14 protein-coding genes and 1 pseudogene are annotated in these 17,061 nt (G+C 64.3%); 2 read left to right on the forward strand and 13 right to left on the reverse strand.

Annotation, left to right across the window (positions count from 1 at the left end):
* Window positions 1–139 precede the first annotated feature (139 nt).
* From pglX to BDD21_RS20575, 9 genes and pseudogenes are all read right to left on the reverse strand, one after another.
* A complete protein-coding gene (pglX, locus tag BDD21_RS20540; protein ID WP_120798744.1) occupies window positions 140–4,750 on the reverse strand; it encodes a BREX-2 system adenine-specific DNA-methyltransferase PglX in 4,611 nt (1,536 codons plus the stop codon).
* Between the two features lie 96 nt (window positions 4,751–4,846).
* On the reverse strand, window positions 4,847–4,993 hold the full coding sequence (locus tag BDD21_RS27560) for a type II toxin-antitoxin system VapC family toxin (protein WP_147431170.1): 147 nt from the start codon (window positions 4,991–4,993) through the stop codon (window positions 4,847–4,849).
* A complete protein-coding gene (locus BDD21_RS20545) occupies window positions 4,990–5,226 on the reverse strand; it encodes a hypothetical protein (protein WP_120798745.1) in 237 nt (78 codons plus the stop codon). The genes BDD21_RS27560 and BDD21_RS20545 overlap by 4 nt, the downstream gene beginning before the upstream one ends.
* Window positions 5,227–5,286: 60 nt before the next feature.
* Window positions 5,287–5,499 carry a type II toxin-antitoxin system HicB family antitoxin gene (locus BDD21_RS20550; RefSeq protein WP_120798746.1) on the reverse strand — a complete coding sequence of 71 codons (213 nt, stop codon included), beginning with the start codon at window positions 5,497–5,499 and terminating at the stop codon, window positions 5,287–5,289.
* 5 nt (window positions 5,500–5,504) lie between these two features.
* Window positions 5,505–5,675, reverse strand: a pseudogene (locus BDD21_RS20555) (type II toxin-antitoxin system HicA family toxin).
* Window positions 5,676–5,760: 85 nt separating this feature from the next.
* Complete coding sequence (pglW, locus tag BDD21_RS20560; RefSeq protein ID WP_120798747.1) at window positions 5,761–10,017, reverse strand: BREX system serine/threonine kinase PglW; 4,257 nt, start codon at window positions 10,015–10,017, stop codon at window positions 5,761–5,763.
* 184 nt (window positions 10,018–10,201) lie between these two features.
* On the reverse strand, window positions 10,202–10,879 hold the full coding sequence (locus BDD21_RS20565; protein WP_120798748.1) for a DUF2779 domain-containing protein: 678 nt from the start codon (window positions 10,877–10,879) through the stop codon (window positions 10,202–10,204).
* A 390-nt stretch (window positions 10,880–11,269) separates the two neighbouring features.
* Window positions 11,270–11,650, reverse strand: a complete 381-nt coding sequence (locus tag BDD21_RS20570) for a DUF2784 domain-containing protein (protein ID WP_120798749.1) — start codon at window positions 11,648–11,650, stop codon at window positions 11,270–11,272.
* Between the two features lie 22 nt (window positions 11,651–11,672).
* The gene (locus BDD21_RS20575) at window positions 11,673–12,731 is read right to left on the reverse strand and encodes an adenylate/guanylate cyclase domain-containing protein (protein WP_245969718.1); all 1,059 of its coding nucleotides are present in this window, start codon (window positions 12,729–12,731) and stop codon (window positions 11,673–11,675) included.
* A 315-nt stretch (window positions 12,732–13,046) separates the two neighbouring features.
* Here BDD21_RS20575 and BDD21_RS20580 point away from each other — a divergent pair, with 315 nt between their 5' ends.
* The gene (locus BDD21_RS20580) at window positions 13,047–13,475 is read left to right on the forward strand and encodes a hypothetical protein (protein WP_120798751.1); all 429 of its coding nucleotides are present in this window, start codon (window positions 13,047–13,049) and stop codon (window positions 13,473–13,475) included.
* 381 nt (window positions 13,476–13,856) lie between these two features.
* Window positions 13,857–14,357, forward strand: a complete 501-nt coding sequence (locus BDD21_RS20585) for a YbaN family protein (protein ID WP_120798752.1) — start codon at window positions 13,857–13,859, stop codon at window positions 14,355–14,357.
* Window positions 14,358–14,553: 196 nt separating this feature from the next.
* On the opposite strand, the gene BDD21_RS20590 is transcribed toward BDD21_RS20585, so the two are convergent.
* The 4 genes from BDD21_RS20590 to rsxE all read right to left on the reverse strand — a co-directional run bounded on the left by BDD21_RS20590 (window position 14,554) and on the right by rsxE (window position 17,044).
* Window positions 14,554–15,414: a ferredoxin reductase domain-containing protein gene (locus BDD21_RS20590; RefSeq protein WP_120798753.1), complete on the reverse strand. Its 861-nt coding sequence runs from the start codon at window positions 15,412–15,414 to the stop codon at window positions 14,554–14,556.
* Window positions 15,415–15,641: 227 nt separating this feature from the next.
* Window positions 15,642–15,809, reverse strand: coding sequence for a hypothetical protein (locus tag BDD21_RS28005; RefSeq protein WP_170164846.1), 168 nt, complete (start codon window positions 15,807–15,809; stop codon window positions 15,642–15,644).
* On the reverse strand, window positions 15,802–16,392 hold the full coding sequence (locus BDD21_RS20600) for an electron transport complex protein RnfA (protein WP_120798755.1): 591 nt from the start codon (window positions 16,390–16,392) through the stop codon (window positions 15,802–15,804). Before BDD21_RS20600 ends, BDD21_RS28005 begins: the two co-directional genes overlap by 8 nt.
* A complete protein-coding gene (gene rsxE / locus BDD21_RS20605) occupies window positions 16,382–17,044 on the reverse strand; it encodes an electron transport complex subunit RsxE (protein WP_211335115.1) in 663 nt (220 codons plus the stop codon). Before rsxE ends, BDD21_RS20600 begins: the two co-directional genes overlap by 11 nt.
* Window positions 17,045–17,061 lie beyond the last annotated feature (17 nt).

A 17,061-nucleotide genomic window follows, 5' to 3' on the forward strand; every position in this document is an offset into this window, starting at 1 on the left:
CGATAGCTCCTGCTGTACACGCTGCGCTGCTGATCGTTGCCGTAGGGTGGACAAGCGCAGCGCAGTCCACCAGCGCCGGCGCGGGGTTCGGTTGACTTCGCTCTCGCTCGTCCACCCTACGGCTGGGACTTTGCCCATCCTACGCGGACTCACCCCGACTTCTGCGACCCCGTGCAGTCGCCGCCGGCTCCCACGCCTGCAGCTCGTCGCGTGACAGCTCCAACCGGCGCAGCTCCTCGAGCAGGAAGCCCTCGTAATAGTCGCCCAAACGCTCGCCGAATTCGGGATCGAGGGCATTGTGCCATTGCTTGAGCCAGGGGATGAGCTCGTCGAGCGCGACCAGCATGGGCAGGAGGCGTTCGGCGCCCCAGCCGTCCTGCTCCTTGCGCTCGAGATACCAGGTGGCGATGGCCCCGGCGCGCTGCAGATGATCCAGCCCGGCCCAGCCGATGACCGGGGTGGCGTCGCCGGCGCGCTCGCAGCCGGGTAGGCTGAAGAAGCGCTCCTTGGGAACGTCGAGCTTGCCGCGCAGGCCCCAGTAGCTCGGCTTGCGAAAATCCGTGGAGGCGTATTTGGGCGGCAGCTGGATGTCGCCGATCTGCTCGGCCTTGAGCGCCTTGGCCTGCTCGGCGGTCAGGTGGTGCGGGTCGGCCGGATCGAGTGCGGTGCGGGCGTCGATGGCGTCCTCGGCGCGCTGCTTGTCCCAGGTCTCCCGCCAGGCGCGGTGCTTGGGCATGGCTTTCGGCTTGTAGCGCGCGGCGGCCATCTGCGGCACCTGATCGCCCTCGACCAGCTCGCCGACCAGGGTGCGGGCATCGAAGGTGTCGGAGCCGGTGTAAAGCGCGGCGACCTGCTGGAAGGACTCGGCGTGCCGGGCGCGCTCGGCGAGCTGGGCGACGGTCAGCAGCTCGGGGGACTGGCAGAGCCCTTCCAGATGATCGAGCAGCCAGTCGCGCAGTGCGCGGCGCCGGCGGCTCTCCGGTGGCTCGCGATTCCAGCGGCGCTTGTACTCGGGCTGCTCGATCAGACGGATCCAGGGGTTGTCGGCCATCGCCTGAAGCCGGCGTTCGGTCAGCTCGCGGTAGTCTGCCGGCCAGTGGTCGGGGATCTCGGTGGCGGGGGTGCTGTTGTGGCGCGCGAACCAGGTGGTCTGGGTCTCGCCCGCCAAAAGGCGGCGGGCGAGGAGGATCTCGAAGGGACGCTCGCCGAGACGCATCTCGGGCGGGGTGGTGCCGTAGCAGAGGTCGTCGTCGGTCAGGCCGTAGAGACGGTAGTTGAGCCAGTCGAGCTCTTCCTGGAGGGCGATCATTTGGCGCCGGAGCGACTCGGACTGGTGCTCGGCTTCGGCGAGTGCGGATTTGGGATCTCTCACGGAGACACGGAGACACGGAGGGGATTCGGGCGGTTCTCCATGATCTCCGTGACTCCGTGAGAGGATTTCGGAGGGGTCGAGCGCGGCGAGCTGGTCAAGCTCGGGATCTCTCACGGAGACACGGAGACACGGAGGGGATTCGGGCGGTTCTCCGTGATCTCCGTGACTCCGTGAGAGGATTTCGGAGGGGTCGAGCGCGGCGAGCTGGTCAAGCTCGGGATCTCTCACGGAGACACGGAGACACGGAGGGGATTCGGGCGGTTCTCCGTGATCTCCGTGACTCCGTGAGAGGATTTCGGAGGGGTCGAGTGCGGCGAGCTGGTCAAGCTCGGGATCTCTCACGGAGACACGGAGACACGGAGGGGATTCGGGCGGTTCTCCGTGATCTCCGTGACTCCGTGAGAGGATTTCGGACGGGTCGAGTGCGGCGAGCTGGTCAAGCTCGGGATCTCTCACGGAGACACGGAGACGCGGAGGGGATTCAGGCGGTTCTCCGTGATCTCCGTGACTCCGTGAGAGGATTTCGGACGGGTCGAGTGCGGCGAGCTGGTCAAGCTCGGGATCTCTCACGGAGACACGGAGACACGGAGGGGATTCGGGCGGTTCTCCGTGATCTCCGTGACTCCGTGAGAGGATTTCGGACGGGTCGAGTGCGGCGAGCTGGTCAAGCTCGGGATCTCTCACGGAGACACGGAGACACGGAGGGGATGCCGGCGGTTCTCCGTGATCTCCGTGACTCCGTGAGAGGATTTCGGACGGGTCGAGCGCGGTGAGATCGCGGGCGAGTTGGTCGAGGTGGTGGGCGAGGTCGCGTGCCTTGTCTTCGGGATCCGGGGCGATGGGGAATTGCTTCAGGCCGGTTCCTGCGATCTGGTAGAAATTCTCAAACGCGACTGTCGTTTGCCGAGCACCTTTGGTATCGACAGTGCTTCCTTTGCAGTGAAACACCTGTTTGATCCAGAAACATGCGGTCGAACTGTTGAGCAGGCCCAGTAGTGCCAGATGATCATCCACAGTGGTCCCGGCGGGTAGCTTGATGACCGGTGCGGTCTGCTTGAAGACTTTGCCGCCACTGTCGAGGACGAAATGATTATGGGTGGCGACTTCGGCGAAGGTGATTGAGAGGGGCACTTTGAAGCGCTTCTCGAAGAACATCGAATACTCGAACCAATGAAGACCACGCTCCAACTGGCTCAAGCCATAAGCAACCCTCTGCGACAACTGAGTCTTGAGCGGCCACAAAAAGTGGCTCACCGCATCATCAGCTTGCGCGCGAGAACAGTCCGCGGCATACGGCCAAATCCCACCAACAGGATTGTCGATCGACCAGTCGCGCACCCACTCACCCTCGACCAGCGGTCGGATCTGAGCATCCTGAATCCCGATACGTCGGCACACCTTCTCGCCGATCAAGTAAGCTTGGTCTTCGCGCGTCACTGCTCCGAAACCGATTTCACTGGCGTAGTCACCGAGTGACCTGGTCACGAAGCTCCCGCTTCGTGACCCAGGAGACGAAGCTCCAGCTTCGCGAGACCGGTCGCCTCGTGAAGCGGAGCTTCTTCGCGTGGGTGACGCAGCTGGAGCTGCGTTACCAGATGCGTGGGTGGCGTCCTCGGGGGCTTGGGTGGCTGGGGCGGGGCCAGCGGTCCGGGCGGCGGACTCGATCAGCTCTTTCAGCTCGGACGCACCGCCTCCTCCGACACTCCAGGGATGTCTTGCATACAGCCCGCGCTCCTGATCCACCACGCTGATAAAGGCGTTCTCGCTTCCCGGCCGCTCCAGCAGATCGACGATCGACCGCCACACCTTGCCCTGCGCCGCATCCTCGGGCGTGCTCGGCTCTCCGCGAATCCCGAGCACGGCGCGCAGCCGATCACCTCGGGGCGTCTGGTTGCGCCCGAAGAGGATCACGGTCGGCGTGCCGTGACCGGGGATGTAGGCCCCGGAGGTATCGATCACATGGGTGAGATCCTTGCGCGGCAAATACGCCTCGATCAGCTTTTTGCCGAACTCGCGTTTCATGAAGGAGTTGGCGGTAATCATGCCGACGAATCCGGCCGGGCGGTTGTCCCCCTGTGGAACCGGGCCAGGCAGGGCCAGATCGAAGAAGCGTTCGGTGAAGGGCACGCCGAGCGAATATTGGCGATGACAGGTCGGGTACTTATCCCGATACGCCTGATTCAGCGCCTTGTCCTTGACGGTGATATAGGGCGGATTGCCGACCACGACCGGGTAGCGTTGGCCGAGGATGCGTTCGAGCTTGGCCTTGTCTTCGACCTCGAAGACGTGGGTCAGGCTGTCATCGAGCATGTCGCCCTGGATGCCCTGCCCTTGCGATTCGTGTCGCCACCCGTGCAGGAGCGAGTCGCCGACGGCGAGGTTGAAATGGAAGTCGGGCGCGTCTTTGAGCCGGTCGCTGCCCGCCGCCGCCATGGCGGCGATCAGCAGGCGGAAGCGGGCGATGGCGATGGCATAGGGGTTGATGTCGACGCCGTGGATGGCGTCGAGCGCGCGCTGGACCAGGGCGCGGGCGTTGGTGGCGGGCTCGCGCTGCTGCCAGTCGTCGAACAGACGCTGGAAGGCGCTCAGCAGGAAGTGACCCGAGCCGCAGGTGGGGTCGATCAGCTTGAGCCCCGGCAGACCGAAGGCGGCCTTGGCCGGCTCCAGGGTGTGATCGAGGATGAAGCGCTCGACGAACTCGGGGGTCTGGAGCAAGGCATAGCGCTTGCGCACGCTCTCGGAAAGATCTTGGTAGAGATCGCCGAGGAAGCGGGTGTCCAGGCCCCCGTCGGGGCGGGCGTCGGTGAAGTCGTGGATGATCTCGCCGGTTGCGGGGTCGAGCCGCTGGAAGAAGTCGATCAGGGCCTTCGCACCGTCGGCCGAGAGCGGGAGCTGCCAGAGCGGGTTGTGGGCGCGGTCGAGCAGCTCGGCCATCGCGGGCAGGGTCGCCAACTCCTCGAAGACGGAGAGCAGATAGTCGCGCTCGGCATGGGTGGGATGTTCCGCGAAATAGACGCTCTGCCGGTCCTTTGCCTGTTGCAGGGCGCCCTGCCCCGTTCTCCTGCCCGCGCCATCGGCCGAGCCATCCCCCGAGCTGTCCGCCGGCCCCGAGATCAGCGGCGCCTCCAGCAACCGGTTGTCCTCCAGAAAGCGGATGAAGACGCCGGTCAGCACCCACGCCGCGGCGGCCTGGGTGATCTGCGCCTCGCGCCAGGCGACAAAATGCTCCGCGGTGCGGTTCGCCTCCCGCGCCTTGGCGTACTCGGCCTCGAGGTGCGCCTCCAGCTCCGGTCGGGTGCGGGTGTAGGCGAGGATGTCCTGCTCCAGCCGGGGCAGCAGGGATTGGAGGTCGGCGAGGAGCCGTTGGGGTTGGATCATCTGGCTCTCACCAAGTCACGCGTCAGAATCAATCGAGCACCGACTCTAATCGTTGTCGTTGTCGTTGTCGTTGTCGTTGTCGCATCGGACACTCCATCAAGCATTCCAGACGGCATGATCGCCACGTGCGACGGCGGCCATCAATGAGGTCGCCTGTTCCGTACCGGCTTCGCGCTCCGGATCCAGGAAGAGCCACTTGATGATGACGCTGGCGTCGATGACCAGGATGAAGGAGGGCGTCATGGACGACCGGATTCGCGTGCCGCGCGAGCGACGGCGTCGGTCAATGCCGGACGTGAGGGACGAGCCTCCGTGAGCTGCTCGAAGGCCGCTTGTCGACGGCGCCGCTGCTCAGCCTCGGCGATGGCCTGCTGCATCCTCTGGGTCTTCTTGACAAAGGCCCGAACAATCACGACCCGCCGTTCCCGCACCGTGACGTCGATCGCGCGCGAGACCGGCGGATTGAGCGCGAGCAAGCCAAGCGCCTACGCGGCGAGCGGGCGTCGCCGATTTGCGGTACCAACCGGACTCGAGGGTCAGGCGGCGACTTCCACGTATTCAACCTGGCTTTTCGGGACGGGAGGTGTGATTCCATCTTCTCGCATACCCTCCAAGTGGAAGGCAATCGCCTCCTTGATTTCCTTCGCGGCTTCCTCGACCGTTGTCCCCGTGGCAATGCAGCCGGGAAGATCAGGAACGTAGGCGGAAAAATTGCCTGCTGCTTTTTCGATGACGATGGCATAGCGCATGACGCTCACTTCCAACCTGCTTGTTTAAAAACACTGTTCTTGGTTCCCGGTGCCACATCATCGCTTGGTTTTCCGGAAACCGTCACGCGACCTGGCTTGGTCGGGTGCTTAAATTAACGATGGCTTCCCTTCGTGGCAACCAGGTACCAGCCGTCATCTTTGAGCAGGCTCAAGATTTCGGAGAGGAAGTAGGGGCGACTTAAGTCGCCCCTACACGCCGGTAGATCCTTATCCTGGAAATCGCCTTAATGGCCATGCCCGTTACGCTGCTCCACCTTGGCGACCAATTGGATGGGGCTGCGCTTCGGCGGAAAGGAGCCAAGCACTCGGGATGCGCGCAAACTCGCGACTGCCGGCTCCGCTCGGAACGCTGACACGCTCGATCACGTCGCCGGCGGTCGCGGTGTCGTTGGCGATGAGCAGCAGCAGGGCCTGTGCCTGCGGGTCGTCCTGCAGATGGCTGCGCAGGTCGCCGAGCCAGGTGTCGATGAGGCCGTAGCGGGCCATGAGTCCGGGATCGGTGAGCAGCACCGGGCGGCGTGCTGCTTTGAGTTCATCGGCCATGGCCGGCAGGACCCGCCGCACCAGCCCTTGCAGGCGTGACCAATCGACGCTGCGCGGATCGGCGGCGTCGGCCTTGAGCACGACCTGCCAGTCGGGAGGATTGGCCATGCCGTCGCACAGTCCGTGGAGATGGCGCAACAGCAGCGCATCGAAGCTGACGATCTGCAGCGCGAAGATCTCGGCCAGGCGCTGCTGCGCGTGCCGCCACAGCGTGGGCCGGACCGACAGGGCCAGGAAGCGGGCGGAGTCGAGTGCGTTGCGGACGATCCGATCGAACTGCGCAAGCTCACGGGCGGCGGCGATGTTGCCCGCGTCCTGCCGGGTATAGTGGACGCTGGTTGGCGTGGCGGCGATGGTGCTGCCGCCGTAGCCGAGCAAGCCGGACCGCGGCAGGCAGTAGGCACCGCGCTGGTCGCCGTGCTCGGCCTTGGCGTCCCAGACGAAGCCCAGGTCGAGGCGCTGCAGCAGGGCGTCGAGCTGCGGCCGTCCGGGCAGCGGCCGGGCATCGGGGTAGCGGCCCTGGATACGATCCTGGATCTGTGCGACGGAGAGCGCACCGCTCCCCAGCAGGGCGCTTTGGGCCAGCTCGATGCTGCGCTCGGCGGACATGCCCTTGGGATAGATCTCGGCCCGGCTCGACAGCGCGGCCGACTGCGAGGCGGCCACGGCCAGGCGCAGCAGACGGTGGTTGCTGAGACCGGCGAAGGAGTCCGGCGCCGGGATGGCGCGGATCCGTTCCAAGGCGCGCACCGGCGAGAGCAGGGGCTGCTGCTCGGCGCATTCGTCGGCGAGTTGGCTCAGCGCCTCGGCGTAGTCGGCCAGCTCCTCGCCCCGTCCCTGCGTGTCGTCGGCGATCAGGATGCGCTTGCCGCAACGGCGCAGGATCCAGCGCGACTGCCGACGCGCCAGCTCGGTCTCGACGGCGGCGCGCACCACGGCCCGTGCCCAGCGCTCGCGCGTTGGCGAGGGCTGGACCGAGCCGCGACGCAGCAGGATGGCCTCGGCCAGCTCGACCGCGGTCATGACGCCGCCCTGATCTTCAAGGAGCTTGGCGATGTCGTGGCGCAACTGGGTGATGTAACGGTTCTTGCCCCACTGCGCCAAGACGCGTGTTTGCAGATCGCGGACCTGCGCGGTCTCGATGCCGATCTCGGCGCCGAGGGTGATCAGCGTGGGCCAGTGGACGGCGTCCGCGGCCCTGTCGGTGTCCGCATCGAGCCGGCCCAGGTATTCGTTGAGGAAACGCTGTCGGGCCTCGTCGGTCGATTTGGATTGGGGCGGCAGGATGCCGCGCATCAGTTGGTCGACGCTGATCGCAAGTCCATTGCCCGCCATCGGGACCGGGGCGATCGGCTCGCGGGCGTTCTCGGAGGGGGCGAGGCTGGCCTGCAGCCGGGCGATCAGCTCGGAGAGCTCGCGGCGGGTCTGGGTGCCGACGCCCGTCATACGGACCAGCTCGTTGCGCGGCAGGCGGATGAGGTCTTCGACGCGGTTGATGTTGAGCCGGGTCAGGGTATCGAGCGCTTGGGCAGAGAGCGGAAGCAGGCCGATCTGGGTGTCGAGCTGGGCGTCGTCGATCGGGCAACGCTGCGCCGTGTCGCTCGCGCCCCGGTTCGACCCGGGGTCGATGCCGGCGTGCAGCGTGACGTCGCGCTTGGCTTGATCGAAGCGTTGACGCCAGGCGCGGCGCATCTCTTCGGCGTTGCCGAAGCGCGCCTTGACATCGCGGGCCAGGGCCGTGCGGAAGAAGCCCGCCATGCCCTCGCGCAGGCTCGGATCGAAGACGGCGGGGTCGATCTCCAGGGCGCCTTCGATCAGCGAGGGCAGCCCCTCGCCTTCCGCCCACGTCGGCAGCCTGCCGGTCGCCATCTCGTAGAGCGTCAGGGCGGCGGAGAAGCGCTCGGCATAGTCGTCCCAGCGCCGGCGCCCGGGATCGCGGATGAAGGGGTCCATATAGGCCAGGGTGCCGGCGGTGAAGTTCTCGGGGCTGATGCCGGCGAGTGAGAAATCAAACAGCACCAGGTGGAGCTGGCTGCCCTGCTTCATCAGGCCGATGTTCTCGGGCTTGATGTCGCGGTGCGAAATGCCCTTGTCCTCCAGATGGCAGAGTGCGCTCAGGAGGTCGTCGCCGAAGCGCTCCAGCAGCTCGAGCTGAATGGGGCCGAGCTTACGCAGGCGCTCGGCCAGGGTGCCTTCGGCGGCATGGTCGAGGAGCAATCCGGTGTGGCCGAGGAAGTCCCGTGTCTCGTGGTAGGCGATGATGGCCTGATGCCGGAGCTTCTGCAGGGTCTCGCCTTCGTGTCGCAAACGCGGGTTGTGCTCGGCGTCGGCGGCCAGCTTGAGCACCCGTTCCTGACCCCGGTCCTGGACAACGAAGGCGACCGCGCTGGCACCGCGCCCGAGACGTTTGGTCACCAGGATGCCGCCTTCGAAGGTGTCGCCGGGGAGCGCCGCGGCCGGATCGGCGCGGCGCTCGCTGTCGGGACGGCTCATCTCGTCCTCGACCAAATCCAGATAGTCGAGGAATTCCCCGACCGAGCCCATGCGGCTGCCGGTGTCCGGGTGGGTGGCGTACTGGATGAGGTCCTGCAGGTCGCTGCCGGCACCCTCGAGCGCGTCGGTGACCTGCAGACCCTTGCCGCGGCTGAGCTTGTCCTGCAGCTCCAGATCGTTCGCGGCGGGCGGCTGGCCGGTAAAGAGCAGATAGGCGATGGCGCCGAGCGAGAAGACATCGAGATAGACGCTGTCGCTCACGGCAGCCCCCGCGGCCTCGGCATGGGCCTCGAGCGCGAGATAAGGCCCGGCCTCATCCTGGATGACGCGGCTGAGATGACTCAAGGCCGTGAGTGCGTGCGTTTCGGTGTCCTGTGCGCGCCGTGCGGTCGCCCAGTTGCCGATCTTGATGCCGAGGCGACCCAAGTCGTTTTTATGGACGTAGATGCTCTGCGGGCTCAGCGCCCGGTGATAGAGCCGCTTGCCGTGGGCGAACCGCACGGCCTCGGCGATCTGGCGCATCAGGCTCAGCGCATCCAGGATCTCCAGCCGCTGTCCGGCGCCGAGTCCGACGAGAAAGTGATCCAGACGCACCGCCGAGGGGTCGTGCTCGTAGACCAGCGCCGGCCCTTGGTCGTGCTGCTGGTAGTCGCGCGCCTGGAGGATGCCCGGATGCTCGATGCCTTCAAGGAGGCGAAACTCCAGCCGGGCGGCCTTGCGCAGGGTCTCGGCGTCCTGCTCGGATTTGCCGTGGGTGAGATAGATGCGAATGCGCCGCTGGATGCCGGTCTCGGAGTGGGTCGCGAGCCAGTCCTGGACATGATCTGCCTCGTCGAGCAGGGTGTTCAGCGCATAGAGACCGACACGCCGCGCGCGCATGCATTCCTTGATGCCGGCCTCTTCCAGGGCGCGCGCGACGGCCTTGGAGAGGGGGCGATCGAGCTGGCGATGTGTCCGGGTGCTGTCGATGCGGCGCAGCGCGTCCATGACGGTCTTGCGGGTACAGACCTGCAGACGCGCCGGCCCTTGGAGCGTGTTGATCACGTTCTCGGCGGAGAGGAAGACGAGCGTCTCGATGAAGGGCATCCGCTCTTTCGATTGGCCGGCGCCGACATGGGCCGAGCGCTGGCTCTCGAGCAGTGATTTGAGCTTTTTGGCCTTGCGCTCGGCGAGCAGACGCGGGTTGTCGAAGACGCGGCGACGCCCCTCATGGGTCCAGATCCAGGCGCCGGCGTCGCCGCCGATCTCGCCGGGATGGGACTTGATCTCGACGAGGAAGAGCCCCTTCGGCGTGAGGACGAGGGTGTCGACCTCGTTGATGGACCCGTCCAGGGCGATGAACTCGAAGTTGGCCCAAGCCCGATAGGGCTCGTGATCGGGCAACTGTTCCTTCAGAAAGGCCAGCGCCTCGCGTTCCCAGGCGTAATCCGAGGGGGTGATCTGCTTCCAGAGCTTATTCATTCAAGATGCGTCGAGTGTCCTGATCGCCAACGGCATCCCCTGAATCAGCTCCCAATCGCCCTCCCAGCGTCGGTAATCGTCGAGGCTATAGTGTTCGATCAGCGGCCGGATCGGCATGAGCAGCACTCCGAAGATTCTTAACAGGCGGTTTTAGACCCGCCTGGTGGTTTTCGTCAATGTCGGATCAATTGAGCATCGGACCCGGTGCGCTCGATGCCGGATCACCGCCGGTATGCTCGGCGAAGGCGCGTACCAGCTCCGAGAGCTGACGATCCCCGTACCGAACCAGCGCACGGGTGAGCTGGCGCCGACGGATGTTCTGCGTGCGGGCATCGATAAGCTCGAGGTACGCGGCCTGGGCTGCAAGATCGTCGCGCAGATCGGCAGAGGGGTCGACGGCATCGTCCGGCCAGATGACCGACGCCGCCGGGTGGTCTCCCGAGAGGGACCGAGGTGCAGCGGGTTTCTTTCGCTGATTCGCGAATCGATCGACCTCGACCAGTCGGGTCAGGGCATCGGCGAGCGCTCCTGTCGAATCGGCAAGGCGTTGCTGCAATCCGTGCAGGAGTGCCGTCTCGCGGGCGGAGTGCACCAGAATCGCTCCCTTGCGCGCGATGACGGCGAGCAGCGTTTCGACCATCTCGCGGCGCGGGTCGAGTCCCCGGGTATCGAGGAATCCGAACTGGTCGATCAGACCCTGCTCGGTCTCGACATGGCAAGACCATTGGTACGGAAGTGGCTCCGAGGGCTGGACGCCGCTCGACACCGGCAGCGGGGTGTCCAGCGTGCCGATACTCAGATAGTGGCGCGGGAAGGCAATGTCACGCGGGAAAGTGGGGTTGGAGGGCTGGCGAGTAGTCATGATCCTTAGACTCCGGTCCGTTGTGCGGGGAAGTCGCGCTGGCCGCGATCCGAGACATTTTCGCTCGGCAGGCGTGCGCGATGGACCTAGAGTGCACTCATGACGCGACAGGTCTTGTCGCACGCCCGAGCGCGCCCGCGCGGCGGACTGAAGTCCGCCTCCCCGGGGGCCGACTGAAGTCGGCGTACCCGGGCGGTCGCTGGACACTGCGGATGTGGCCAAAACGATGATCGAGGCCGGCCACCTGCCACCGTGTAAGAGGTCAGTTGAGCACCGAACCGTCGTTGTCGTTGTCGTTGTCGTTGTCGTAATCGTGATCGACAACGACAACGACAACGACGGTAAAGCTATCCTCTCGTCGGGTTGTTCTCCTTATTTTCGAACCCGTTCCTACCGGCGTCGGCTGCTGCGCCGACTGCGTTTGCGCCGGAGGTATCCGTAGATAAGCCCGTTGCCGGTTAAGAGGGCGAGTCCGAGCAGGATCTGGGTCCCGCGGGTCAGGCCGGGAGGGTAGATCAGAGGCACGATGTAATGGTCGATGAAGCCGCCGTTGTAGCCGCCCTCGCCTGCTGCAAGGCGCCATTGGATCTCGAGCGGGGTGAGCGGGCAGACGAAACCGCCGAGTTCGATGGCGATGCCCCAGAACAGACATGGCAGATGCAGGTAGGCCACGGCCGGCCACCGCAACGCCAAGAGTCCGCCGAGCGCGACGAAGGCGATGAAGAGCGCGTGCAGCAGGACGAGTCCATCGGCGACGAGGCTCGGATTCATGGGACCGGGACCCGCTTTTCGCTCAACGCCGCCAGAGGAGCTGATCAACGTATCGCTTCACGAGACGGTGCCCGGGCGTGTCGATCGTCGTGAACTCGAGGTTGGTGCGGTGGACTCCATCGCTTGGTTGGGTTCGCAGGACCCGCGCGTAGACCTCGGTGGCCGGATCGGCACCGAACTCGGGTACGAAGGTGAGGATGACCTCAGAATAGGGCGGCAGAATCAGGGGCAGATCGGCGTTCATCCCGTAGTAGCTCAGATCGTTCGCCTTGCCCATGAAGCGTTGCGCCAGGATGCACTTGGACTCGACCCGACGGAAGGCGATCGGGAAGTCCACCAGCACCCGCGGCGAGCGGCGGATCTCGACCTGCGGAACCACCAGGCGTCGCGGGCCTTTGACGGCGAGCAGCTCGTAGAGCGTGATCTCACGCGTCTTACCCTTCACGAAGAGCGCGTTGGCGCTGCCGATGTCGATGTAGTCGCGCGCGGAGGCATAGCTGGAGTCGCTGAGCAGCACCTGCCCCCGCAGGCTGTAGCCCTCCATCCGTGCGGTGAGATTGACCGTGTCGCCGATCACGGTGTACTCGTTGTAAACCCGGGAGCCGAAGCTGCCCGCCATGACGCTGCCGCTGTTCACGGCGATACCGGCATAGATGTTGGGCTCGCCGATCAGTTGGCTTTCGCGGTTGAGATCGACCATCGCCTGCTGCATCTCGACCGCACAGGAGAGCGCGCACTTGAGGTGATCGTCGCGTCGCAGCGGCGCGCCGAAGAGCGCCATGACGGCGTCGCCCATGAATTTGTCGACGACGCCGCCATGACGCAGGACCAGCTCCGCCATCCGCTCGAAGTACCGATTGAGCAATCGGATGATGGTTTGGGGCGGATGGGTTTCGGTCAGTGCCGTGAACCCGCGGATGTCGGCGATCAGGATGCTCGCCTCGACCGCTTCGATCGGCTGCGATTCAAGCAAAAAGGCATCGAGCAGCGGGTTGAGCCGCTCGATCATCGCCTCGTGTTGCCGGTCGGGGTTCTCGGTGTCGTAGACCTGCCGCACCAGGCCGGAGATGCCCTCAACCAACGACTGTCTGTCTCCGTGCTGCATTGGACGAGACTGCCTCTAAACCGCACCCGGCGCGGTATGCGTCATGTGTTGGAATGGCTTGGCCGCGCCGGCTCCGCCGACTGCGTGAAAATGACGCATTTCGCTCCGGACGCGGTTTAAATCCCTACTACCAAGAATGGCACAGGTTCGGTGAACGTGGGATAGAAAAAAGAGTGATTGACGTTTTTCATGGGAGAATCGCGCCGATCCGGGCAAGCTGTGCGCTTCTCAGGGGGATATCTTCAAGCACCCCCGGCTTATCGCACGAAAATCTCAGGAGTGAGCCACCGGATGGATCGTTTTACACGCAACTACAGTATCGCAATCGGCGTCATCGTGATCGGCGTCCTGGCCGTTTGGATCGGCTCGGCCTGGAAACCGCAGGTTTGGGAGCTCGACCAAGTGCTGGAGGCCGATCCTCAGGTCTCGTCCTACCCCTATCGCTTCCGGGTGGTCTCGTTCGAGAACGGGGTCGCGACGATCTCGACACCGCGCTCGTTCGACATGCCGGCGTACCGTTTCCTCGCCATTATCCACCCGAATCTGACCAACAAGGCGGACAATGATCCGCAGGTAATCGCCGCCCAGCAGGGGCTGATCGACCACCAGAAGCGTGCCCAAGGTCTGATTCTGGCGCAACCGCAGGTCGAGTCCGTTGAATGGCAGCTGGATACTCAGTGGCTTGCTGCGCGCGGAATCAATGTCTCGCCGACGCCTTAAACCGCGCCGGGTGCGGTATGCGATGTTTTTGGATGGGATCGGCCCCGGCGGACTTGACGACCGTTGGAGTCGGCGCGGTTTAAGAGATTAAAAAGTTTCGGCGGTTTCCGAAATATTCCGTACCCGCCGGTTGTGCCAACGGTTGGTTGTGCCTCGCGCGGCTCGGCACAACCTACGGCTCGTCTCTCCTCTCTCCTCTCTCCTCTCTCCTTCCCCCGATGGGCGTATCGTGCGGGAGCCGCTATACTCTTGTCCTCTCAGTCCGTCGGGCCGGTGTGGGGTCCTTCTGGATGGAGCGGAGCCGCAGGTGAATCTATCCCGGATTCAGGCAGTCAAACCTCGGTGGCCCTTCGGAAGTCGACCCTCAGCCTGGAGCACCCGATGCACGGCAACATCCCCGAGCAAGACCCTCTTGTCGCAAGCGTAAGCCAAGGCCGCCGACGGGTTTACAACCTGCTGGGCTGGCTGTGCTTCGGATTGGGCTTTCTGGGGATGGTGTTGCCGTTGATGCCGACGACGGTCTTCTGGATCTGCGCGACCTGGTTGTGGCTACGCAGCTCGCCCAAACGGGTGCGCTTCCTGGTCGAGCACCCGCGCTTCGGCGCATCGATCCGCGGCTTTCTGGAGCGCGGCGAGATGTGCCGGACCGGCAAGACCGCGGCCATCGGCAGCATGGCGATCAGTTGGTCGGTCTGGTACGGGCTTGCCACCCCGGGGCCTGCGCTTGCGCTGACCGTCGCGGTCATTCTGGGTTTGGTGGCGCTCTGGCTCGGAACACGTCCGGAAGGACCCAAACCGCAAACGCAGGTTCGCGTCAGCTTGGACCTCAACAGCTTCTCGCGCGCACCGAATCCCGCAAAATCCCGGAACCCGCCAACCTGATCCGTAGGATGGGTAGAGCGAAGCGAAACCCATCCTCCCCACGCCAACACACAAGCGAGCCTGGCGGCCGAACAAGCTCCGTACTCCGTGGGGTGGACAAGCGAAGCGCAGTCCACCAGCACGCCCGCGAAGACCCTGGTGGACTTCGCTCTCGCTCGTCCACCCTACCCTACTTCCGTTCGGTCAATCCCCCGCATCAATCATAAATCAGCTCGGACCAACGTCCCTCGTCGATCATCTTCTGCTTGATCGCCGCCCAGGCTTCGGATGACCCGACGCGCTCCGCCATCACCTTATCGAAGACCGCTGCAATCTTGCCCAATCCCGATAGGAAGACATGCGTGTCGGGCTCGTTGATGAGGTGCAATGCATCATCGGCGTTTTCGGTCAGACCGCGCTCCAATGCCTGCGAGGACGACATCAGGGGACGCGTACCGAGTGCACGGAACGCCTTGAAGGTCTTCTCGTCGTAATAGTTGGCGAGATCGGTGGTCTCGTCGTTGGTGTACATGAGATCCAGGCCGCTGCGACCGCCGTAATACAGCCGAACCTGCCCCTTCCAATCGCCGCGCCGCTCGTAGATCAGCTGTGCGAAGGCTCGGAACGGGGCAATGCCGGTCCCGGTCCCGATCATGAGCAGGTTGGCGCGATTGTCCAACGGCATCTTGAAGGGACTCAGATAGGGGCCGCCGATGGTCAAGGAGGCACCCGGCTTCGCATCGCACAGATAGTTCGAGGCGATACCCGGATAGCGTTCTCCGCTGACCTCGTCGATATAGAAGCAGCGACGCACCAAAAGATCGAGTTCGACCCCGGTGTCGATCGGAACGCTGCGCGCGTTGGCAATCGAATAACGGCGGACATGGTAGGCATTGCCGAACGGGTGCGGCCCGGGAATCACCACGCCGATGCTTTGGCCTTCGACGAACTGAAACGCCGGATCGGCGACCTGAAGGGTGATATGGCGAATCTCTTCGGTGCTCTCGGGTGTGATGCGTCTGGAATCCTTGATGAACGCCTGAGTCGTCGGACCCACATCGGCCGGGGCTTCACTCATGGTTTAGGTGCTCCTATGATCTTCCGGCTCCATCGGAGCCGATACGCGATGGATGTGATGATTCGCCGTCGCGCGAGCAACGACGAAGCTGAAAAATCGCCCGCTTTCGCGCCGGCCTCGCTCATCAAGCCGGACGGTAGGGTGGACGAGCGAGAGCGAAGTCCACCGAGGTTTGCGCCGGCGTTGGTGGACTGCGCTGCGCTTGTCTACCCTACGGGGATGCCCGATCAGCGTCGCTCGCAGCTTCCGCTGCAGCACGAGCAGCTGCCGTCGTTGCGTCGGAAGGGTCCGAGCTCGGGATGACGGGTCGCAAAGGCGGCATAGAGGTGCTCCACCAGGACCCACGCCGCGAGCACCAGGAAGATGATCAGGCAGGCCAAGAGGACCTTAACCATGCGAGCCTCCGAGCCCGGCGAAGCCCATGAAGGCGAGTGAGAGAAGACCCGCCAGCATGAGACTCATGGCCGCGCCCTGGCTGACGCTCGGCACGCGTGCGAGCTCAAGCTTCTCGCGCAGCCCGGCCATCAGCATCAAGGCGAGCATGAAGCCAATTCCCGCGCCGAGTGCGTAGACCAGACTCTGCACGAAGTCGTATTCCTTTGCGGTCTGAAAGAGCGCGAGACCCAGGATGGCGCAGTTGGTCGTGATCAAGGGCAGAAAGATGCCGAGCGATCGGAACAGCGCGGGGCTGTAGCGCTTGATGAACATCTCGACCAATTGCACCGCCGAGGCGATCACCGCGATATAGCAGATCAGCCGCAGGAAGAGCAGGTCCAGCTCGGTCAGGAGCCAATTGATGGCGTAGGCGCTCATGGAACTCACCAGCATCACGAAGATGACCGCCAGGCCCATGTTCCAGGCGGTCTCTTTCTTCGCCGAGACGCCGAGGATGGGACAAATGCCGAGAAAGAGCGCCAAGACGAAATTATTGACGACAGCGGCATTCAGAAAGATGAAATAGAGCGACTCATCCTGCATTGGCGGCGACCCCGGATTGTTCCATGACCTTGCGCTCCTTGCGCAGACGTAGCCAGTTGAAGAGCAGCAGCCAGACCCCGAGCACGAAGAAGCCGCCCGGCGGAAGAATCATCACCACCCAGGGTTGGAAGCTTTCTCCGAACAGGGCGATCCCGAGAATGCTTCCGCTGCCGAGGATCTCCCGAACGGTACCGAGTGCGAGCAGTGCGAGAGTGAAACCCGCACCCATCCCGAGACTGTTCACGAGCGTCGTGTGCAGGCGCTGTTTCGAGGCATAGGCCTCGGCACGCCCGAGGATGACGCAGTTCGCCACGATCAACTGAATGAAGGCGCCGAGTGCGGCATAGAGCTCCAGGCTGATCGCCTGAATCCCGTAGTCGACGATGGTGACGAAGGTCGCGATGATGATGATATAGCTGGCGATCCGGACCTGTTTGGGGATCCAGTTGCGCAGCAGCGAGATCAGCAGGCTTGAGCACACCAGTACGAAGGTCGTCGCCAGGCCCATCGCGATGGCGTTGATGGTCGTGTTGGTGACGGCCAGCACAGGGCACATTCCGAGCAGCATCACGAAGACCGGATTCTCTTTCCAGAGTCCTCGGAAGAAGGTATCCGGGCTCAGTCTTTCCTGTGGATTGGGCAGTTCAGCCATGGTTCATGCCTCGGTGC

It is taken from the genome of Thiocapsa rosea (genome assembly GCF_003634315.1).
GTDB lineage: Bacteria > Pseudomonadota > Gammaproteobacteria > Chromatiales > Chromatiaceae > Thiocapsa > Thiocapsa rosea.